Below are 20,293 nucleotides of genomic sequence, written 5' to 3'. Positions count from 1 at the left end.
GTTGGACTTCGGCGATAGAGCTGCCTCAACCCAACCTACCTAGGGTCTCGTAGGTTGGGTTGAGCAAGGCGAAGCCCAACGATGCTCGTCACCGCTGGCCGTTGGGCTTCGACGATAAAGCCGTCTCAACCCAACCTACGCAGGCTCCGTAGGTTGGGTTGAGCTACGCGAAGCCCAACAGGCCCCAACCGCTCTACTTCAACTCCAACCCGCCACTGGCCTTGTTCAGCTCGCGCAGGTGCTTGCCGAGCAGGTCCAGGTTGGCTTCGGTCAGGTCCAGGCCGTCGCGGGCCTCTGGCGAGAGCAGCTGGCGGACCTCGTTGTTGAGGGTGTCTCTGAGGCTGCGCAGGTGCGCCTGGCGCTTCTGGCTCTCGGCGGTCAGCTGTTCCCACTCGCCTGGTTGCGGCAGGCCGTAGCCGTCGGTGCCCAGCAGCTCGGCGGGGCGGCTCAGGTAGCCGCTGTCCTTGAGGATCTGCTCCAGGGCGCCACCGGCCTTGCCGAAGCGCGCCTTGTCCAGCGCATCCTGACCCAGGTAGCGATCCTTGAGCTCGGTCTGCGCCTGCAGCAGCGCCCGGCGATAGGCCGCCTGCTCCAGCAGCAGCAAGGCGGCGCTGGCGCGCAGATCGGCGCGCTGGAATTGCTCGCGGCGCTGCTGCGGGGTCAGCGCCAGCCAGGCCTCGACGTCCGCCTGGGGCAGGTTCAGGCGCTCCCTGGCCACCTTGAACATCGCCTGGAAGCGCTCGCGGAAGCTGTCGAAGCGATAGCCCAGCCGCAGCGCCTCGCGCGGATCGTCCAACACCGAGGTGTCCACCAGATCCTTGAACCTGAGCGCATCCATCAGCCCGGTGGGGGTGATGACATCGAGCTGGGCAGCGGCCAGGCGCGGTACCCCGTCGTGCAGGAGCTTGAAGGTTTCCACCGCGCAGTTGTTGGTGACGAAGTAGTACTGGCCGTCATAGCTCCAGTGCACCTGGGCGGTCCGTTCGAGAAAGTCGGCGATCTCCGGGCGGGTCAGCTTGAGCGGGACCGATTGCAGGCCTCGCAGCTCCACCTTGGTGTACTCGTCCACCACCTGGGCCAGCGGCAGCACGAACAGCCGCGAGGGGTAGGAGCCGGTCAGGCCACGCCAGCTGGAGAGCTGGACGTCGTTGACGAAGGCCCGGAACGACAGCACCAGGTGGTATTGCAGGTCCAGCCGGCAATCCGGGCCGCGTGGCCGACCGGGGGCGCAGACCACCAGGCGCAGCATGCTGTGGCCCCAGCGGCTCATGACCTTCTCGTTGCCCTCGGCCAGCAGGTAGTCGACCGCATAGACCCGCTCCGGATCGAGCCAACCCAGGGGCGCCTCGCCGAAGTCGTTGCCGGCGTTGAGATAGGGATAGCGCCCCGGACAGGCATCGTGCGCCGGCGACCAGCCGAAGTGCTCGGCGAAGTAGCGCTGCAGCGCCGGCCGCCGGCAGGCGTAGCTCGGGTCGAGCAGGAAGTACTCCAGGTTCACCGCCAAGAATTCCTTCGGGTTGGTGACTTCATAGAGATCGGGACTGCGGGCGATGAAGAGGTTCTTGGACTCGCGATTGCCATGCTTGCGCGTCTTCACCTGCCAACCGGCCAGGTCCAGCAGCCGCGGATCGTCGGACAGGGTGTAGCTGCGCCCGGCCTGGCCCTGGCATTTCAGCGGCAGCTGGTCGGAGGTCAGCCCCAGGCCGCCGCAGGAGAGGATCAGCTGGCGCTGCGCGGGCGTCCAGATGCGCTCGCGGTCATAGAAGTGGGTCAGCTCGTGCAGCACCGTGGCCAGCAGTTCGCGGTGCTGGGTGCCATGGGGGCGACCGGTCTGGATGCGGGTGTCGCTGCCGTCCACCAGACTGGGCAGCAGGCGGCGATTGAGCAGCAGGTTGCGCCGATCCGCCTCGCCATAGGCTTCTTCCAGCAGCTCGCTGCTCCAGCGCACCGGAATGCGCTCGTCCAGCGCCGCCTTGAATTTGGGTGGCAGCAGCGCCTGGGCTTCAGCCAGCAGCTGCTGGGTGGCCTGGATCTGCGCGGGCGTCAGGCCCTGGGTATCGAGTTCGAGGTGCAGGGCGGCCTGGGCCCCGCCAAGGGCCAGGCCGGCCGCAAGGCCGGCCAGCCACTGCCGCAGCCGGCCGGCGCGGTTCTTCACAGCGCCAGGATGGCCTGGGCCAGCTGCAGGTCGTTGGCCTGGCGCGCGGCCGGGAACTGGTCGCGCAGACTGCGGAAGGCCTCTTCCAGCTGCACGCCACGGATGTCGCCGTCGGTGGCGACGAAGCTGGCGGCATCGCCACGCGCGGCCTGGATCATCTTGGCGTCGCGGATGGAGGTGGTGGTGTCGGAGGTGAAGTCGATGCTGCGCTGCAGCGCCCGCACCACGATGTTACTGGTGGCCACCAGGGTCTGGGCCTGAGCCAGGCTCGAAACGCCCAGGGTCAGGGCAGCGGCGATAAGCAGGGAACGGCGCATGGATACTCCAGGGATGTCACGGAATTGAAACGGACTACTGACTCAGAATCGCCTGGGCGAGTTCCCGGTCGGAGGCGTGCAGCGCCGGATCGGCCGCACGCAGGGCTCTCAAGGTTTCTTCCAACTGGGCACCGCGCAGGGCACCGTCGGTGGCGACGAAGGCCGCGGCATCGTCACGGGCCGCCAGGACCAGCTTGTTCTGGAAGGGGCCGGTGGTGAGCTGGCTGGTGCCGTAGATGGTCTTGACCAGACCCTCGGTGGTGGAGTCGAACGCCAGGACCGGCGTGGCGAGACAGAGGCCGAGCAACAGCGCGGCAGAACGACGGATATGCATGGATGACGACCCTCCGGTGGCAGATGGTCGCCAAGGCTAACGCAGCCCCCCGTTCCGGGCTAGCAGCCACGGGGTACGGGGGTATCGCGGTGTTGCGCGTCAGATGGCGAGAATCGCCTGGGCCAGCTGGTCATCACTGGCCTGACGCAGTTCGGGCGCCTGGCTGCGCAGGTGGTCCAGCGCCGCTTCCAGGCGTACGCCACGGATGTCGCCGGCGCTGCCAACGTAGGTGGCCGCATCGTCACGGGCTTCCTGGACCAGCTTGTCGTTCTTGAAGGAGCCGGTGATGGACGAGGTGGTGTCGGACGTCGCGTCGATGGCGTTGACGATGATGTCGGTGGTGACATAGAAACTCGACGCCGAGGCGGCGGTGGACAGGCAGAACAGCGCCGCGGCGGCGCCCAGGTGCAGGGTTTTCATGGGGGACTCCCGTCTGGATAGGCTTGACTGAGACTACCGTCAGCCGGAGGAAGTCGCACCTCGGCGCAGATTTTCACTCCCGCCAGAAGGGCTTGCCGCCTTCGCGGTACTGATCCGCGAGATTCAGTCCCAGATCGGCCAGGGCGCGGCTGTCCAGTTGCTGCAGTTGCCGTCGGCTCTGGACCCGCGATCGCCAGCGGACGAGCAGCTCGCACAGGTGGCGTAATCCACGCCGGTGAATGACGAAACGGGCAAGGGCGATACCGGGCGATAAGCGATCCATGGCGAGATCCAGCGAGGTGGCAGAGGAGTCTCAGCTTCGCCGCTGGCACCGGAGCGAACCACTTACAGCTACGCGACACTGTATCCGTACAAAATTAAAAATTTTTAATCTGTACCTGTCGCTCCTGTCCGGACCGCTCTAGCACGGCGGACTGCGCTGGTTGGAAGGCACACGGCTGTATCCCCGCCCTGCGGCGTATGCCTGATCTGCCCGAGTCGCTACAATCGACCCTTTCAGCGCCCATTCGCGAGAGGCACCGCCATGAGCTTCAAAGTTTTCGTCGACGGCCAGGAAGGCACCACCGGCCTGCGTCTGCTGGACTACCTGACCGGCCGTTCGGACATCGAACTGCTGCGCATCGACGAGAGCAAGCGCAAGGACCCGGCCGAGCGCGCGCGCTTCCTCAATGCCGCCGATGTGGCCTTTCTCTGCCTGCCCGATGCCGCCTCCCGCGAAGCGGTGAGCCTGGTGACCAATCCCAACACCTGCATCATCGACGCCAGCACCGCCTTCCGTACCGACAGCGGCTGGACCTACGGCCTGCCCGAGCTGGCCCCCGGTCAGCGCGAGGCGCTACGCGCCAGCAAGCGCATCGCCAACCCCGGCTGCCACGCCACTGCCTTCATCCTGCTGGCCCGGCCGCTGGTAGATGCCGGTCTGCTGGCCCCGGACACCCCACTGTCGGCCTTTTCCCTGACCGGTTACAGCGGTGGCGGCAAGCAGATGATCGCCGCCTACGAAGCCGGCGGCGAGGCGCGCCTGCTGAGTCCGCGTCCCTATGCCATGGGCCAGGGCCACAAGCACCTGCCGGAAATGCGCGTGCAGAGCGGTCTGGCCGCCGCGCCGGTGTTCAGCCCCATCGTCGGCCCCTTCCTCAAGGGCCTGGCGGTGACCATCCCGCTGCACGCCAGCCAGCTGCGCCCGGGCACCAGCGCGGCCGACCTGCAGGCGGCGCTGGCCCGTCACTATGACGGCGAAGCCTTCATTCGGGTGGCGCCGGTAGCTGCCGAGGAGGAGTTGGACAATGGCTTCTTCGACGTCCAGGCCAGCAACGACACCAACCGCGCCGACCTCTTCGTCTATGGCAATGCCGAGCGGATGACGCTGGTGGCGCGCCTGGACAATCTGGGCAAGGGCGCCGCGGGCGCTGCGGTTCAGTGCATGAACGTGCACCTGGGCGCCGACGAGGGTCTGGGGCTCGCCAGCGGCCGCTAGTCAGGGCGCTGGCTTTCTGCACGGGCGGGGCGAACCTTTCTCGAGGCGCCCCGTCTGAATTGCTGAACGGTTCGGATAACCGTTCTGCTCCTTTGCTGTTTAGTGTTGGCAGATGCTGGACCCCTGCTGTGGCGGTCCAGTCTTGAACTCCGGACTTCTCCCCTCCCCCGATGGAAGTCCGGAGTTTTTTTATGCCTCGGCGGCGGGCTCGTCGAGACCCAGCCAACTGGCCAGCACGCGCTGGGCATCCTCTATCCCCTGGCGCTTGGGCGCCGAGAACAGCTGGATGCTGGCGGTATCGCCCCAGCCCTGGCGCACCTCGCGCTGCACCTTGAGCAGGGCGTTCTTCTGCGCGCCGAAGGCCAGCTTGTCGGCCTTGGTCAACAGGATGTGCAGCGGCATGGAACTGGCCTGGGCCCAGTCCAGCATCAGGCGGTCGAATTCGGTCAGCGGATGGCGGATATCCATCATCAGCACCACGCCGCTGAGCGAATTGCGGCTGCTCAGATAGGCCTCTAGGTGCTCCTGCCAGTGCTGCTTGAGCGGGATCGGCACCTTGGCGTAGCCATAGCCGGGCAGGTCCACCAGGCGCCGCTCCTCGTCGAGGGTGAAGAAGTTGAGCAGCTGGGTGCGTCCCGGCGTCTTCGAGGTGCGCGCCAGGTTGGCGTGGGTCAGGGTGTTGAGCGCACTGGACTTGCCGGCGTTGGAGCGGCCAGCGAAGGCCACTTCCAGACCGCTGTCGAGCGGGCACTGATCGACCTTGGCGGCGCTGATGAGAAAGGACGCCTGCTGGCACAGACCGACGATGGGATTCTTGAAGCTGGACATGGGGGTACTCGCGAGCGCGCGGCAAAGCCAGCAGTATATCGGATGCGCTGGGCGAGGACCGCGCTCCTGGCAACCTGAACGAAGCCTGAACATGGCCGGCCTCGACCGCGTCAGCGACTAGGCGCGGCGATGCACCCGGCTACAATGCCCGCAATCCGTCATGCCCGGTTGGTGGGCGTGCTTTCTTCCAGGAGTAGTCCCATGCGCAACCTGCTTTTCTCCGCCGTGTTCGCCGCCGCCAGTCTGTTCGGCGCGGCCGCCCATGCCGACGACATCCAGGCCGGCAAGCAGTACACCGAACTGAGCAGTCCGGTTCCGGTGTCCGAACCCGGCAAGATCGAAGTGGTTGAGCTGTTCTGGTACGGCTGCCCGCACTGCTACGCCTTCGAGCCCACCCTCAACGCCTGGTCCAAGAAGCTGCCCGACGACGTCACCTTCAAGCGCGTGCCGGCCATGTTCGGTGGCGTCTGGAACGTCCATGGTCAGCTGTTCGTGACCCTGGAAGCCATGGGCGTGGAAGCCAAGGTGCACGACGCCGTCTTCGCCGCCATCCACAAGGAGCACAAGAAGCTCGCCACACCCGAAGAGATGGCCGACTTCCTCGCCACCCAGGGCGTGGATCGCGACAAGTTCCTCAGCACCTACAACTCCTTCGCCGTGAAGGGTCAGGTGGAAAAGGACAAGAAACTGGCCATGGCATATCAGATCACCGGCGTACCGACCATGGTGGTCAACGGCAAGTATCGCTTCGACCTGGGCTCCTCGGGTGGTCCGGACGAAACCCTGAAGGTCGCCGACTTCCTGATCCAGAAAGAACGCGCCGCCAAGTAAGCTTCATCCGCCGCCGCGTCCTGCGGCGGCGGCTCCTCAGTTCGTCCCGCCCAAGCGGCCTCTGGTCGTCCTGCTCAAACTTTCCCCGAAACCGCCGATACCCTAGCCACTGTCAAGTTGGTTGGGCGCCCCGTCGTGCCTGCCTGCTGGCCACCCTCAAGCCTTTGGAGCGGGCGGATGGAGCGCGCGGACGTCGAACGCTGGAAAAACAAATACCTGGAGAGCCTCGAGAATCTCGAACGCCTGGAAAGCCGGTGGGAAAACCGCCTGGACCTGGTGCGTCGTGGCCTCGTGCGCAGCAGTCTAGCCGCCGAAGGCAACGACGCGGCGGTGGACGCCTGCCTGGTCGAATTGCGCGACATTCTCCGCCGGGACGACAGCGACGCCGATCTCGCCAAGCTGATTCCGCGCCTGGAGCGCACCGTGCTCGATTCCGAGCAGCGCCGGGAATTGCGTGCGCGGCAGGTAACCGAGGCCTTTGCCGAACTCTGCCGGCTGCTGCAGACCCTGGAGTTGCCGCGTGACCAGCGCAAGGCGCTCAAGGGTTTCGCCAAGCGCGCCCAGGCCGCTGCCGGCCAGCCAAGCGAGCTGCCCGCGCTGCTCGGCGAGTTCAGCCGCCTGCAGCAACAGGCCCTGAGCCAGCTGCACCCCGAGCAGCCCGCCCGTCCCGGCTTCCTGCAGCGCCTGCTGGGAGGACGAGGCGAGCATGCGGAAGAGGCGCCAGCGGCGCTACCGGCGCAAATGCCCGACACCGCTGCGCCTCTCGCCCAGGCCGAGCCGGCGGAAACGTCCGAACCGCCAGCGCTGGCCAGTCCGCCAGCCGCTGCCGTCGAAATCAGCGGCGATGCTTCGCTTGCGCCGGCCGATCCGGCCTATGCCCTACCACCGGTGCCCGAGCCCGGCTACAGCGCCATCGCCCCGCATCTGGAAGCTACCCTTTTGCGCCTGCTCGACGACCTGGCGCTGCCCGACAGCCACAAGCCCCAGGCCGAGCACCTGCGCCAGCGCATCCAGGGCAGTCTGAACTGGTACGAACTGGTACCGGTGCTCGACGACCTGTCGGTACTGGTGCTGGCCCTCAACCATTCCGGGCAGAGCGAATTCCAGCTCTATCTGCGCCGCCTCAACGAACGCCTCGCCGCCTTCCAGACCGGTCTGCAACACGTCCACGACCAGCGTCAGGACGGCCAGACCCAGGAGCGGGCCTTTGGCGAGGCCCTGCGCGGTCAGGTCAACGAACTGCAGAACGAGGTCCAGGAGGCCACCGACCTGGACAGTCTCAAACTGTCCCTCGACAGCCGACTGGAAGGCCTGCTGACCAGCCTGGCCGAGCAGCAGAGCCAGCGCGAGACCCGCGAGCAGGAAGCCAGCGAGCGATTCAACGCCCTCACCGAGCGCGTCGCCGGCATGGAGCGCGAGGCACAGCAGTATCGCGGCCATCTCGAAGAACAGCGACAGAAGGCCCTTTGCGACCCCCTCACCGGGCTGCCCAATCGTGCCGCCTGGAGCGAACGCCTGGAACTGGAGGTGGCCCGCTGGCAACGCCATGGCGGCGACCTGCTGCTGGCGGTGCTCGATGTCGATCTGTTCAAGCGCATCAACGATGGCTACGGTCACCTGGCCGGCGACAAGGTGCTCAAGATCATCGCCAGCGAATTGCAGCGCCGCCTGCGCAAGACCGACTTCATCGCCCGCTTCGGCGGCGAGGAGTTCGTCGTGCTGTTGAGCGCCACGCCGGTCGCCGGCGGGGTGACCCTGATCGAGCAGCTACGCGCCGCCGTCGCCGCCTGCCCCTTCCATTTCAAGGGCGAGCGGGTGGTGATCACTCTGTCCGCTGGTCTTGCCGCCTTTGCGCCGGGCGAGGATGCCGATACCGTATTCGAACGTGCCGACCAGGCGCTCTACCGCGCCAAGCGCGCCGGACGCGATCGCCTGGACGTGGCCTGACCCTTCCGCCGTTCGCGAGGTAATCGTGCGAAATCCCTTCAAGCTCCTCCCCTGGCTGCTCTGCGGCCTGCTCCTGGCCGGCTGCTCCAGCGGTCTGCGCATCAACGACGACTACACCGCCCGCGACCAGGACAGCCGGGTGCAGTACATCGTGCTGCACTACACCGCAGCGGGCTCCCAGCAGTCGCTCAAGCTGCTGACCCAGGCCGGCGTCAGCGCCCACTACCTGATCGACACCGATGGCACCATCTACCGTCTGGTGGATGAGAATCGCCGCGCCTGGCATGCCGGCGTCAGCGAATGGGAAGGCCGCACCTGGCTCAATTCCACCTCCATCGGCATCGAGATGGTCAACCTGGGCTTTCGCGACACCCCGGCCGGACGCCAGTGGTATCCCTTCAGCGAAGCCCAGATCCAGGCGCTGATTCCGCTGCTCAAGGACATCGAACAACGCCACGGCCTGGATCGCCGCGCCATCGTCGGACACAGCGACATCGCCCCGGGACGCAAGCAGGATCCGGGTCCGCTGTTTCCCTGGGCGCGCCTGGCCGCGGCGGGGCTGATCAACTGGCCGAATCAGAACGTGGTCACCCAGCGCCAGGCCAGCCTGGGCGGCGTGCTGCCGCCTCCGGCCTGGTTCCAGGATCAGCTGGCGCGGATCGGTTATGCGGTGCCGCGCACCGGCGTGCTCGATGCGGCCACCCGCGATGTCATCGGTGCCTTCCAGATGAAGTACCGGCCCGGCCGTTTCGACGGCCAGCCGGATCTGCAGACGGCGGCATTGCTGCTCAGCCTGCCCAGCGGTCGCTAGGCCGGCCGAGGCGACCTACAGCCGCACGCTGGCGAAGGTGGATTCGCCCTGGGCCTGACTCAGGGCCGCCAGTGCGGACGAGGCCGGCATCAGCGACAGCTCCTGGGACAGCGGCATCAGGGCGATGGGCTGCTGGATGGTCGGACCCTGGCGCTCGTCGCGCGGCGGGATGCCGAAGTATTCGCGGTAGCACTTGGAGAAGTGCGGGGTGGAGACGAAGCCGCACACCGAGGCCACCTCGATGATCGACAGGGTGGTCTGCTTGAGCAGCTGCCGGGCGCGGATCAGCCGCAGCTTGAGGTAGTAGCGCGACGGCGAGCAGTGCAGGTACTTCTGGAACAGGCGCTCCAGCTGGCGCCGGGACACATCCACATAGACCGCCAGCTCGTCGAGGTCGATGGGCTCTTCGAGATTGGCCTCCATCAGCGCCACGATCTCCTGCAGCTTGGGCTGGTTGGTACCCAGCATGTGCTTGAGCGGGACGCGCTGGTGATCCTGCTCGTTGCGGATGCGCTCGTAGATGAACATCTCCGAGATCGCCGCCGACAGCTCGCGACCATGCTCGCGGCCGATCAGGTGCAGCATCATGTCCATCGGCGCGGTACCGCCCGAGGCGGTGCAGCGGTTGCGGTCGATGGTGAACAGACGGGTGCTGAGCACCACGCGCGGATAGGCTTCCTGCAGGGCCGCCAGGGTTTCCCAGTGCACGCTGCAGTCGTAGCCGTCGAGCAGACCGGCACGGGCCAGGGCCCAGCTGCCGGTACAGACCGCGCCCAGCTTGCGGCCCTGGCGCGCCTGGCTCTGCAGCCAGGTGCAATGCTCGCGCGACACGCTGCGCTGGATGCCCACGCCGCCGCAGACGATCACCATGTCCATTGCCGGGGCGGCGCTGACGGCACTGTCCGGAGTGATCTGCAAGCCGTCGCTCGCCCGCACCGGACGGCCGTCCAGACTCAGGGTGCACCAGCGATAGAGTTCGCGTCCCGACAGCTGGTTGGCCATGCGCAGCGGCTCCACCACCGACGCCAGGGAGATAAGTGTGAAGTTGTCCAGCAGCAGAAAGCCGATGGACTGGATCGCACGGGCCTGTGACGAGGTGGGAATGGGCGACATGGTTTGAATCTCCTTCACGCAGGCTGGGGCCCTTTGCTGGGCTCTAATGAGGTGCGGCGGACAACGTTGGGCGAAAGATGTGTCGCGGACGCATAAGTCATGTCGCAATTCCCATGCCGAAAATGGGTGAACCCCGCTGCAGGCAGGCTGTCTGGGGCGAATAATCCATTAAGCAGCGGTCAATGGCGTTGATTAGATAGGGTTTTTAATTGCGACCTTTCGGGTCTGAGACCGACCTCTGGGAGATAGCACTTCGCCAGAGGTATCCCATCGGTAACACCAGGACGTAACCGATGCGCGCCAAAATGTGGCATGGCGACTCAGTTGGCACGGTTGTAGTTCAGGCCAACGACCGTTGGTCGCCCTTCTGGCCACTCGTGGCGAAAAGCCACCAATACCAGGGCCAGACGGACCGGTACGTGCAGTGGCCAGGGTCCTTCCCTTCGCGATTCCCTGGAGTTCAGGATGAAAATCTCCCAAGCGCTGTGGTTGTCCGGTCTGTTGCTGAGCTCGACCGTGCAGGCGGGCGAGGCCGAAAGTTGCCAGCAGGTGCGCCTGGCCGATGTCGGCTGGTCGGATCTCAATATCACCAACGCCATGACCCGCTATCTGCTCAGCGCCCTCGGTTACGAGACCGAGGTGCTGCGCCTGTCCCTGCCGCAGACCTACGACGCCCTAGCCGCAGGCGAGGCCGATGTCTTCCTCGGCAACTGGATGCCGGCGCAGGCCAAGCTCAGCCAGCCCATGGTCGACGCAGGAGCGGTCGAACGCCTGCACGCCAATCTGGAGGGCGCTCGCTACACCCTGGCGGTGCCCCAGTATGTCTACGAGGCTGGGGTCAAGAACTTCGCCGACATCGCCCGCTTCGCCGAGCGTTTCGACCGCACTATCTACGGCATCGAGCCCGGCAACGACGGCAATGCCCTGGTCAAGAAGATGATCGCCAGCAACGCCTTCGGCCTGGGCGACTTCAGGCTCGACGAATCCAGCGAGCAGGGCATGCTGACCCAGGTGCGGATGAAGGAGCTGCTGGACCAGCAATGGATCGTCTTTCTCGGCTGGGAACCCCATCCGATGAACGTCCGGCACAAGCTGGCCTACCTGGACGGCGGCGACGACTACTTCGGACCCAATCAGGGTGGGGCGACGGTCTACACGGTGGTGCGCAAGGGCTACGCCCAGCAGTGCCCCAACGTGGCCCGGCTGCTGGGCAACCTGGAGTTTTCCCTGGACATGGAGAACCAGCTGATGGATCGGGTGCTCAACGAAAAGGACAATCCGCGCCGCGCCGTGCGCAACTGGCTTAAGCGCAATCCCGAACGCCTCGACGCCTGGCTCAAGGGCGTCGCCACCCGCAGCGGTGCGCCGGGCAACGTCGCGGTGAAGGCCAGCCTGGCCAACTGAGTCGCGGGCCTGTGCGATGGCTATCAAACCCCTCTGGGCAGCGGCTCGCCGCAAGGGGCATGTGCGCTCGCGCCGCCGCCTCGCGCGGCCACGCCGCCCTGGGCGCGGACCTGTCCCGGGGCTCGTGCTGGATACGACATTTCCGCTTCTGGTTGCGACGCCGCGTACACTGGTAGCGACGCAGGCGGTAGGCGAGCCTGGGGGGATGGGTTACAGATAAATACACGTGGGGCGCACCGAAAGGTACCCCGCCAAACGCAAGGAGATGTGTCCATGAAAGGTTGTTCCCGTTGGCTCTTGAGTGCCGCTCTGCTGGCGCCACTCGCTGTTCAGGCAGCCGAACCGGCTTCCTGTGCCAAGGTGCGCTTTGCTGACGTCGGCTGGACCGACATCACCGTGACCACGGCCGTGACCAGCGAGGTGCTGCACGCCCTCGGCTACCAGACCACGACCAACATGATCTCCGTACCGGTCACCTACAAATCCTTGCAGAACAAGGACATCGACGTCTTCCTCGGCAACTGGATGCCCAGCATGGCGGCTGACATCAAGCCCTATGCCGACAACGGCAGCGTCGAGACCGTGCGCGCCAACCTGGAAGGTGCCAAGTACACCCTGGCGGTGCCCCAGTATGTCTATGACGCCGGGGTCAAGAGCTTTGCCGACATCGCCAAGAACGCCGACAAGTTCGACGGCAAGATCTACGGCATCGAGCCGGGCAACGATGGCAATCGCCTGATCCAGGGCATGATCGACAAGAACACCTTCGACCTGGGCAAGTTCAAGCTGGTGGAGTCCAGCGAGGCCGGGATGCTGTCGCAGATCCAGCGCGCCGAGCGGCGCCAGCAGTGGGTGGTCTTCCTCGGCTGGGAACCCCACCCGATGAACACCCGCTTCAAGATGGCCTATCTCCAGGGCGGCGACGACGTCTTCGGCCCCAACTACGGCGGCGCCACCATCTACACCAACGTGCGCAAGGGCTACGTCCAGGAATGCCCCAACGTGGGCAAGCTGCTGACCAACCTGTCCTTTACCCTGGACATGGAAAACCAGCTGATGGACAAGGTGCTCAACGAAAAACAAGCCGCGAGCGCCGCCGCCAAGGCCTGGCTCAAGGCGCATCCGCAGGTGCTCGACCAGTGGCTGGCCGGCGTGACCACCCGCGATGGCAAGCCTGCGCTGGAGGCGGCGAAGACCGCCCTGGCCCCCTGATCGAACACTAACATTCGACTGTCCCGCGCCAGTTCGGGCGGGTACTGCCACAGCCGAAGCACGAATCAGCGGTTATCGTGCTTCGACCTGTCCACTCCTACCTGACGGGCACCGTTATGTTAATCACCGACCACAAGCTCCCTCTCGGCCAGCAGATCGCCGATTTCATCGACTGGCTGACGCTGCATGGCGCCAGCGTCTTCGACAAGATCTCCGATGTGCTGTCCGGCCTCATCCACGGCCTCACCGCCGGACTGATGTGGTTCCACCCGCTGGCCTTCATCGCCCTGGTCGCGGTAGGGATCTATCTGCTGCAACGCAGCATCGGCCTGGTGATCTTCGCCCTCATCTCCCTGCTGCTGATCCTCAACCTGGGGTACTGGCAGGAAACCATGGAAACCCTGGCCCAGGTGGTCTTCGCCACCCTGGTGTGCATCGCCGTCGGCGTGCCGCTGGGTATCATCGCCGCGCACAAACCCTGGTTCTACACCGGCCTGCGCCCGGTCCTGGACCTGATGCAGACGGTCCCTACCTTCGTCTATCTGATTCCGACCCTGACCCTGTTCGGCCTGGGCGTGGTGCCCGGGCTGATCTCCACGGTGGTCTTCGCCGTGGCCGCGCCGATCCGCCTGACCTGCCTGGGCATCCAGGACGTTCCCGCCGAGCTGATGGACGCCGGCAAGGCCTTCGGCTGCTCGCGCTGGCAGCTGCTGACCCGCATCGAACTGCCCCACGCCATGCCCAGCATCGGCGCCGGCATCACCCAGTGCATCATGCTGTCGCTGTCCATGGTGGTGATCGCCGCCCTGGTGGGCGCCGATGGCCTCGGCAAGCCGGTGGTGAACGCCCTCAACACCGCGGACATCGCCCTGGGCTTCGAAGCCGGCCTGTCCATCGTCCTGATCGCCATCCTGCTCGACCGGGTGTGCAAGCAACCCGCCCCACGCGAGGTTAAATAAGTCATGACCGCCATACGTTTCGAACACGTCGACGTCATCTTCGGCAAGCAGAACAAGCGCGCCCTGGAGCTGCTCGACCAGGGCAAGGGTCGCAGCGAGATCCTCCAGGAGACTGGCCAGGTACTGGGCGTCGAGGACGCCTGCCTGGAGGTCCAGAAGGGCGAGATCTGCGTGCTGATGGGCCTGTCCGGCTCGGGCAAGTCCAGCCTGCTGCGCTGCATCAATGGCCTCAACACCGTGAGTCGCGGCAAGCTGCTGATCGAGCATCAGGGCGCCGAGGTGGACATCGCCAACTGCTCGCCCGCCGTGCTCAAGGACATGCGCACCACCCGCATCGCCATGGTGTTCCAGAAGTTCGCCCTGATGCCCTGGCTGACCGTGGCCGAGAACGTCGGCTTCGGCCTGGAGATGCAGGGCCGCTCGGCCGCCGAGCGCAAGAAGCTGGTCGACGAGAAGCTGGAGCTGGTCGGCCTGACCCAGTGGCGCAACAAGAAGCCCGATTCCCTGTCCGGCGGCATGCAGCAACGCGTCGGCCTGGCCCGCGCCCTGGCCATGGACGCCGACATCCTGCTGATGGACGAGCCCTTCTCCGCCCTCGATCCGCTGATCCGCCAACAACTGCAGGACGAATTGCTGCAGCTGCAGGCCAAGGTCAACAAGACCATCGTCTTCGTCAGTCATGATTTGGACGAAGCCCTCAAGATCGGCACCAACATCGCCATCATGAAGGACGGCCGCATCATCCAGCACGGCCGCCCCGAAGACATCGTGCTCAATCCGGCGGACGAATACGTGCGCACCTTCGTCGCCCACACCAATCCGCTCAACGTGCTCAGCGGCTACAGCCTGATGCGTGGCCTGGACAAGTGCGGCCGCGAGGGCAACGAGATCTGCCTGGAGCGCAGCCACGACATCTGGCTGGCCCTGGAAAACCAGACGGTCAAGGCCCTGCGCCGTGGCGGCGAGAGCCTGGCCCTGCAACGCTGGACCCCGGGCATGCCGGTCACCAGCCTGCAACGCCAACCGACCCTGGCACCGGCCGACATCCGCATGCGCGATGCCCTGGAGATCCGCTACCACACCGGGCACAAGCTGGTGCTGGAGACCGAAGGCCGCGCCGTGGGCATCCTCGGTGACAAGGAGCTCTACCACGCCCTGCTGGGCAAGAATCTGGAAAAGGCCGGCGAAGACGTCGCCCCGCCTGCGGTCCGCTCGACCCTGTCCCAGGCCGGCTGACCGCCTGCCCCGCCACCCGCCTCTCCCCTACGGAGGCGGGTGCGCACCGCCCTCCTGCTCCACCGCCGGCAGCACCATCCACGGCGCGCTTACCCGACACCTCTCCTCATCCCGAGCTACACCTCCATCCCTGGCCGTCGCCCAGCCTGACCCTGTTCGCCTAGCACGGCCAAAGGACGCACGCACGTCTCCGGGCAGCGCCTGATGGGTACCGCCGTGCCGATAGAAAAATGATCGAGGTGGCGCAGGACAGGCAGGCTGCGAACGCCTTGGCGATCTCGCAGCCTGCCGGGATGGGTAGCGAGAAGGGTTAGAGCACCACCGTCCGCCCGGCGTTGAGGAAGACGCGGCGTTCCAAGTGATAACCCACCGCACGGGCCAGGGTCAGGCACTCGATGTCACGGCCGCGGGCCACCAGGTCTTCGGCATAGTGGGCGTGGTCCACGGACTCGACGCCCTGGGCGATGATGGGGCCTTCGTCGAGGTCGTTGTTGATGTAGTGCGCGGTGGCGCCCACCAGCTTGACGCCCTTGGCATAGGCCTGATGATAGGGCCGCGCGCCCTTGAAGCCGGGCAGCAGGGAGTGGTGGATGTTGATCGCCCAGCCGTCGAGGCGGCGGCAGAGTTCCGGCGACAGCACCTGCATGTAGCGGGCGAGGATCACCAACTCGGCGCCAGTCTCCTGCAGCACCTGCCAGACCCGAGCTTCCTGGGCCGGCTTGTCCTGAGGATCCAGGGGGAAATGGTGATAGGGAATGCCGTGCCAGGCCGCCAGGGGTTCTAGGTCCGGGTGGTTGGAGATCACCGCCACCACGTCCATGGGCAATTGGCCGATGCGCTGGCGATAGAGCAGGTCGTTGAGGCAGTGGTCGGCCTTGGAGACCATGATGGCGACCTTGGCTCTATAGCCTGGCGGGGTCAGCTCGAAGGTCATGTCGAAGGGGGTGAAGCGCAGGTCGAGGCCGACGCGGAACAGGCCTTCGTTGAAATCGCCGGGCACCTGGAATTCCACCCGGATGAAGAAGCGCTGGGCTTCGCGATCATCAAAACTGTGGTGCTGGGTGACATAGCAGCCCTGCTCGAAGAGATAGCGCGTGACCACGTCCACGGTGCCGAGGCGACTCGGGCTCTGGGCGGTGAGAATCCAGGTATCGGGCGTGCGGCTCATGATGAATTCCTTTGCATGGAGATGAAGCCAGAATCACAAAACCCGACCTGCGCGCAACGCAGGTCGGGTTCGATGGAGCGTCTGAACGCAGCGACCGGTCAGGCCTCGATGCGCAGTCCGTACTCGGCACTCGCGTCCTGCAGCCATAGCCAGACGTAGTCGGCGAAGCTCCGGCGTACCACCAGTTCCCAGGTGTCCTCCGCGGTGTGGCGGATGATCAGCTGGGACTTGGCGAATACCGTCCCCACGGCCTTGCCTACCGGGAAGTTGTCCGGATGGACATCGTAGGACGTGGACTTCATCAGCACTTCACGCACCTTAGGTCCCTTGAGTTCGACCAGCGTCTGGCCGCCACCGACGTTGACGATGGCGACGTGGCGCTCGCCTAGGGCTTGGCGCAGCGCCTGCTCGGTGGCGAATTCGCTGCCACCGGGCACGACCAGCAGCCATTCGTCCGGGCCGAGCCACTGCAGCGAGCTCTCGCCTTTCTGGGTGATCGCCAGCGGACCGGGCACTTCCAGGCCGACCACGCTCTGCACGGCGCCGGTGAAGCCTTCGTCATGGGCGTCGCCACGCAGCACCAGGTGCCCCAGCAGGGCCCGCTCGCGCAGGGTCACCCCAGCGGTGGCCGGGCCCCGTCCGGCGAGCTTGCTCAGCTCGGCGTGGAACAGCGGGGATTCGGCGCGCGCCTTGGCGGAGTATTGGTCGTACACATTGATGTTGTTCATGGGGCGCTATCCTCGTTAGGCGACGTTCTGCCGCTCACCCTTGGGGTCGTAGAACACCGGCGAGACGATCTCGGCAGCGATGTAGCGGCCGTCGGCCAGCGGGGCGTAGACGGTCTGGCCCATGCGGCCCAGCCCGCCCTTGACCATCGCCATGGCGAAGCCGTAGCCCAGGGTCGCGCTGTGGTAGCTGGAGGTCACGTGACCGACCATGTCCATGGGGATCGGCTGGTTGCGCTCGAACACCAGTTGCGCGCCTTCCGGCAGGACGTCGCGGGCATCCAGGGGCTTGAGGCCCACCAGCTGCTTGCGATTCTCGCGGACGCAGTCCACGCGATGCATGCCGCGCTTGCCGATGAAGGAGAAGCTCTTGTTCAGGCTCACCGCCCAGCCCATGCCCAGGTCCTGGGGCGTGACCGAACCATCGGTGTCCTGACCGATGATGATGAAGCCCTTCTCCGCCCGCAGCACGTGCATGGTCTCGGTGCCATAGGGGGTGAGGTCGAATTCCTTGCCCGCGGCGACCACCTGTTCCAGCACGCCCATGGCGTAGTTGGCCGGCACGTTGATCTCGTAGGAGAGCTCGCCGGTAAAGGAGATGCGGAACACCCGCGCCGGCACCCCGCCCACCAGGCCTTCCTTCCAGGCCATGAAGGGGAAGGCGGCGTTGTCCAGATCGATGTCGGTCAGCTTGGCCAGCAGCTTGCGGCTGTTGGGACCGGACAGGGTCAGGGTCGCCCAGTGGTCGGTGACCGAGGTGAAGTACACCTCCAGCTCCGGCCATTCGGTCTGGTGGTACAGCTCCAGCCATTCGAAGACGCGCGCCGCGCCGCCGGTGGTGGTGGTCATCAGGAAGTGGTTGTCGGCGAGACAGGCGGTGACGCCGTCGTCGAAGACCATGCCGTCTTCCTTGCACATCAGGCCGTAACGGGCCTTGCCGATGTCCAGCTTGGTCCAGGCGTTGGTGTAGACGCGATTGAGGAACTCGCGCGCATCCTTGCCCTGGATGTCGATCTTGCCCAGGGTGGAGGCGTCGAGCAGGCCGACGCTACGGCGCACGGCCAGACACTCGCGGTTGACCGCGGCATGCAGGTCCTCGCCCGCCTTGGGGAAGTACCAGGGGCGCTTCCACTGGCCGACGTCCTCGAACAGGGCGCCCTGCTTGAGGTGCCAGGCGTGCAACGCGGTGTAGCGCTTGGGCTCGAACAGGTGGCCGCAATGCCGTCCGGCGATGGCGCCGAAGGTGATGGGCGTGTAGTTCGGGCGGAACATGGTGGTACCGACTTCCGGGATGGCCTTGCTCTGCACGCGGGCAGCGATGGCCAGGCCGTTGATGTTGCCCAGCTTGCCCTGGTCGGTGCCGAAGCCCATGGCGGTGTAGCGCTTGACGTGCTCGATGGACTCGAAGCCCTCGCGGCAGGCCAGCTCGATGCCGGCGGCGGTCACATCGTTCTGCAGGTCGACGAATTGCTTGGGCGCCCGCGACGACGGCTTGTCGTGGGGCACCTGGAACAGCGCGAGACTCGGCTCTTCCTGGCGGAATTCGGCCTGGGGCAGCTCACCGCTGACGACCTTGGCACCGGCTTCGGCCGCCGCGGTGGCGCCGGCTTCGAAACCATCGGCGAGGACGTCGCCCAGGGCGAAGACCCCGTTCACGCCACCGGCGCAGACGCGCTTCTGCGGCGCCGGACCGGGCACGAAGGCCTGGATGTCCTCACGCCACTGCGGACGACCGCCCAGGTGCGAGGCCAGGTGGACCACCGGGCTGTAGCCGCCGGAGGTGGCGATGAGGTCGCAATCGAGCCACTCGCCGCCACCCAGGGTGCGGAAGGCGGTCAGGTCGATGGTGGCGATCTTGGCGCCGGTCACCCGGGTGTTGCCACGGGCTTCGCTCACGGCGGTCCCGCCCATGACCCGCACGCCACGCTTGCGCACTTCCTCGACCCAGGCACCGCGCGGATTGGGCCGCGCATCGGCCACGGCCACCACCTGGCGACCGGCTTCGAGCCAGTCCAGCGCCACGCGGTAGGCGTAATCGTTGTTGGTGGACAGCACCAGCCGCTGGCCCGGGGCCACGGCATAGCGACGGATGTAGGTGGAGACGGCGCCGGCCACCATGTTGCCCGGCAGGTCGTTGTTGCCGTACACCAGCGGCCGCTCGTGGGCGCCGGTGGCCAGTACCACGCGGGTGGCGCGGACACGGTGCAGGCGCTGACGCACCTGGCCATGGGGCGCGCGATCACCCAGGTGATCGGTCAGCCGCTCGTGAATGGTGAGGAAGTTGTGGTCGTGGTAGCCGTTGACCGTGGCGCGCGGCAGCAGGACCACGTTGTCCAGGCCCTGCAGCTCGGCGACCGCCTTGGCCGCCCAGTCGGCGGCCGGGGCGCCGTCGAGACGCTCGCGGCTGTCCAGCAGGCTGCCACCGAATTCTTCCTGCTCGTCGGCCAGGATCACCCGGGCACCGCTGCGACCGGCGGCCAGGGCCGCCGCCAGACCGGCAGCGCCACCGCCCACCACCAGCACGTCGCAGTGCTGGTTGAAGTTGTCATAGGTGTCGGGATCGACCTGGGTCGGCGCACGCCCGAGGCCAGCGGCCTTGCGGATGTACTTCTCGTAGGTCATCCACAGATTCTGCGGATACATGAAGGTCTTGTAGTAGAACCCGGGCGGCATCATCTTGCCGCCGACCTTGCCGAGAATGCCCATGAGGTCGTTGTTGACGCTCGGCCAGCCATTGGTGCTGGCGGCGACCAGGCCCGGATACAGCGCCTGCTGGGTGGCCCGCACGTTGGGCACCTGGGTGGCCTCGGTGGCGCCGATCTGCATGATGGCGTTGGGCTCTTCGGCACCGGCGGCGACGATGCCGCGGGGGCGGGAGTACTTGAAGCTGCGCCCGATCACGTCCACGCCGTTGGCCAGCAGTGCCGAGGCCAGGGTGTCACCCTTGAAGCCCTGGTAGGTCTGACCGTTGAAGGTGAAGGTGATGGCCTGGCTGCGGTCCAGGCGACCGCCCTGGGTGAGTCGATGGACCTGGCTCATGTGCGCTCTCCTCGCTCGGCGGTGAAGCGGGGCTGCTCGCCGATCGGATAGGTTTCGAGAATTTCGTAGGTCTCGGTGTTACGGGTCGCGTTGAAGTACTGGCGGCAACCCGACGCGTGGACCCACAGCTCGTGACGCAGACCGCGCGGGTTGTCGCGGAAGAACATGTAATCGCCCCACTCCGCGTCGCTGCAGGCCTCGGGATCCAGCGGACGCGGGATGTGCGCCTCGCCAGCGGCGTGGAATTCTTCTTCGGAGCGCAATTCCCCACAGTGGGGGCAGTGGATGTACAACAT

General features: G+C 66.1%; 19 protein-coding genes. 8 read left to right on the top strand and 11 right to left on the bottom strand.

Features of this window, described 5'->3' with window-relative positions:
- Positions 1-193: 193 nt before the first annotated feature.
- The 5 genes from BMZ43_RS10265 to BMZ43_RS10245 form a co-directional block, all read right to left on the bottom strand.
- The gene (locus tag BMZ43_RS10265; RefSeq protein ID WP_093253092.1) at positions 194-2,155 is read right to left on the bottom strand and encodes a DUF7844 domain-containing protein; all 1,962 of its coding nucleotides are present in this window, start codon (positions 2,153-2,155) and stop codon (positions 194-196) included.
- On the bottom strand, positions 2,152-2,472 hold the full coding sequence (locus BMZ43_RS10260) for a DUF2388 domain-containing protein (protein ID WP_007160025.1): 321 nt from the start codon (positions 2,470-2,472) through the stop codon (positions 2,152-2,154). The genes BMZ43_RS10265 and BMZ43_RS10260 overlap by 4 nt, the downstream gene beginning before the upstream one ends.
- Before the next feature lie 34 nt (positions 2,473-2,506).
- The gene (locus tag BMZ43_RS10255) at positions 2,507-2,806 is read right to left on the bottom strand and encodes a DUF2388 domain-containing protein (RefSeq protein WP_037006567.1); all 300 of its coding nucleotides are present in this window, start codon (positions 2,804-2,806) and stop codon (positions 2,507-2,509) included.
- Positions 2,807-2,905: 99 nt separating this feature from the next.
- On the bottom strand, positions 2,906-3,226 hold the full coding sequence (locus BMZ43_RS10250; RefSeq protein ID WP_007160027.1) for a DUF2388 domain-containing protein: 321 nt from the start codon (positions 3,224-3,226) through the stop codon (positions 2,906-2,908).
- A 73-nt stretch (positions 3,227-3,299) separates the two neighbouring features.
- The gene (locus tag BMZ43_RS10245; RefSeq protein WP_064307700.1) at positions 3,300-3,509 is read right to left on the bottom strand and encodes a DUF1127 domain-containing protein; all 210 of its coding nucleotides are present in this window, start codon (positions 3,507-3,509) and stop codon (positions 3,300-3,302) included.
- 261 nt (positions 3,510-3,770) lie between these two features.
- On the opposite strand from BMZ43_RS10245, the gene argC reads away from it, so the two are divergent.
- Positions 3,771-4,724 (top strand): N-acetyl-gamma-glutamyl-phosphate reductase, encoded by a 954-nt coding sequence (gene argC, locus BMZ43_RS10240; protein WP_017639245.1) that lies wholly within the window; start codon positions 3,771-3,773, stop codon positions 4,722-4,724.
- Positions 4,725-4,913: 189 nt separating this feature from the next.
- Here argC and yihA read toward each other — a convergent pair whose 3' ends face one another.
- Complete coding sequence (yihA, locus tag BMZ43_RS10235; RefSeq protein WP_017639244.1) at positions 4,914-5,552, bottom strand: ribosome biogenesis GTP-binding protein YihA/YsxC; 639 nt, start codon at positions 5,550-5,552, stop codon at positions 4,914-4,916.
- A gap of 201 nt (positions 5,553-5,753) precedes the next feature.
- Between yihA and BMZ43_RS10230 the strand changes: the two genes are divergently transcribed.
- From BMZ43_RS10230 to BMZ43_RS10220, 3 genes are all read left to right on the top strand, one after another.
- Positions 5,754-6,383 carry a thiol:disulfide interchange protein DsbA/DsbL gene (locus BMZ43_RS10230; protein ID WP_017639243.1) on the top strand — a complete coding sequence of 210 codons (630 nt, stop codon included), beginning with the start codon at positions 5,754-5,756 and terminating at the stop codon, positions 6,381-6,383.
- 177 nt (positions 6,384-6,560) lie between these two features.
- On the top strand, positions 6,561-8,330 hold the full coding sequence (locus BMZ43_RS10225) for a GGDEF domain-containing protein (protein ID WP_093253088.1): 1,770 nt from the start codon (positions 6,561-6,563) through the stop codon (positions 8,328-8,330).
- A gap of 25 nt (positions 8,331-8,355) precedes the next feature.
- Entirely contained in the window at positions 8,356-9,141 is a 786-nt protein-coding gene (locus tag BMZ43_RS10220; RefSeq protein WP_093253085.1) for an N-acetylmuramoyl-L-alanine amidase, read from the top strand.
- 15 nt (positions 9,142-9,156) lie between these two features.
- On the opposite strand, the gene BMZ43_RS10215 is transcribed toward BMZ43_RS10220, so the two are convergent.
- Positions 9,157-10,254 carry a choline metabolism transcriptional regulator GbdR gene (locus BMZ43_RS10215; protein WP_017639240.1) on the bottom strand — a complete coding sequence of 366 codons (1,098 nt, stop codon included), beginning with the start codon at positions 10,252-10,254 and terminating at the stop codon, positions 9,157-9,159.
- A 465-nt stretch (positions 10,255-10,719) separates the two neighbouring features.
- On the opposite strand from BMZ43_RS10215, the gene choX reads away from it, so the two are divergent.
- From choX to choV, 4 genes are all read left to right on the top strand, one after another.
- Positions 10,720-11,658, top strand: a complete 939-nt coding sequence (choX, locus tag BMZ43_RS10210; RefSeq protein WP_093253082.1) for a choline ABC transporter substrate-binding protein — start codon at positions 10,720-10,722, stop codon at positions 11,656-11,658.
- A 273-nt stretch (positions 11,659-11,931) separates the two neighbouring features.
- Positions 11,932-12,870: a choline ABC transporter substrate-binding protein gene (locus tag BMZ43_RS10205; RefSeq protein ID WP_017639238.1), complete on the top strand. Its 939-nt coding sequence runs from the start codon at positions 11,932-11,934 to the stop codon at positions 12,868-12,870.
- Between the two features lie 116 nt (positions 12,871-12,986).
- The gene (choW, locus tag BMZ43_RS10200) at positions 12,987-13,829 is read left to right on the top strand and encodes a choline ABC transporter permease subunit (RefSeq protein ID WP_017639237.1); all 843 of its coding nucleotides are present in this window, start codon (positions 12,987-12,989) and stop codon (positions 13,827-13,829) included.
- Between the two features lie 3 nt (positions 13,830-13,832).
- Positions 13,833-15,065 carry a choline ABC transporter ATP-binding protein gene (choV, locus tag BMZ43_RS10195; RefSeq protein WP_017639236.1) on the top strand — a complete coding sequence of 411 codons (1,233 nt, stop codon included), beginning with the start codon at positions 13,833-13,835 and terminating at the stop codon, positions 15,063-15,065.
- A gap of 310 nt (positions 15,066-15,375) precedes the next feature.
- Here choV and purU read toward each other — a convergent pair whose 3' ends face one another.
- The 4 genes from purU to BMZ43_RS10175 all read right to left on the bottom strand — a co-directional run bounded on the left by purU (position 15,376) and on the right by BMZ43_RS10175 (position 20,293).
- Positions 15,376-16,233 (bottom strand): formyltetrahydrofolate deformylase, encoded by an 858-nt coding sequence (gene purU / locus BMZ43_RS10190; protein ID WP_093253079.1) that lies wholly within the window; start codon positions 16,231-16,233, stop codon positions 15,376-15,378.
- 98 nt (positions 16,234-16,331) lie between these two features.
- On the bottom strand, positions 16,332-16,961 hold the full coding sequence (locus BMZ43_RS10185) for a sarcosine oxidase subunit gamma (RefSeq protein ID WP_059316708.1): 630 nt from the start codon (positions 16,959-16,961) through the stop codon (positions 16,332-16,334).
- 15 nt (positions 16,962-16,976) lie between these two features.
- Positions 16,977-19,997: a sarcosine oxidase subunit alpha gene (locus tag BMZ43_RS10180; RefSeq protein WP_093253076.1), complete on the bottom strand. Its 3,021-nt coding sequence runs from the start codon at positions 19,995-19,997 to the stop codon at positions 16,977-16,979.
- Complete coding sequence (locus tag BMZ43_RS10175; RefSeq protein ID WP_017639232.1) at positions 19,994-20,293, bottom strand: sarcosine oxidase subunit delta; 300 nt, start codon at positions 20,291-20,293, stop codon at positions 19,994-19,996. Before BMZ43_RS10175 ends, BMZ43_RS10180 begins: the two co-directional genes overlap by 4 nt.

The sequence above is a fragment of the Pseudomonas sp. Snoq117.2 genome (genome assembly GCF_900110545.1).
Lineage (GTDB): Bacteria > Pseudomonadota > Gammaproteobacteria > Pseudomonadales > Pseudomonadaceae > Chryseomonas > Chryseomonas benzopyrenica.
Note: the sequence above shows the minus strand (reverse complement) of the source record. Positions and strands in the feature narration are given on the sequence as shown.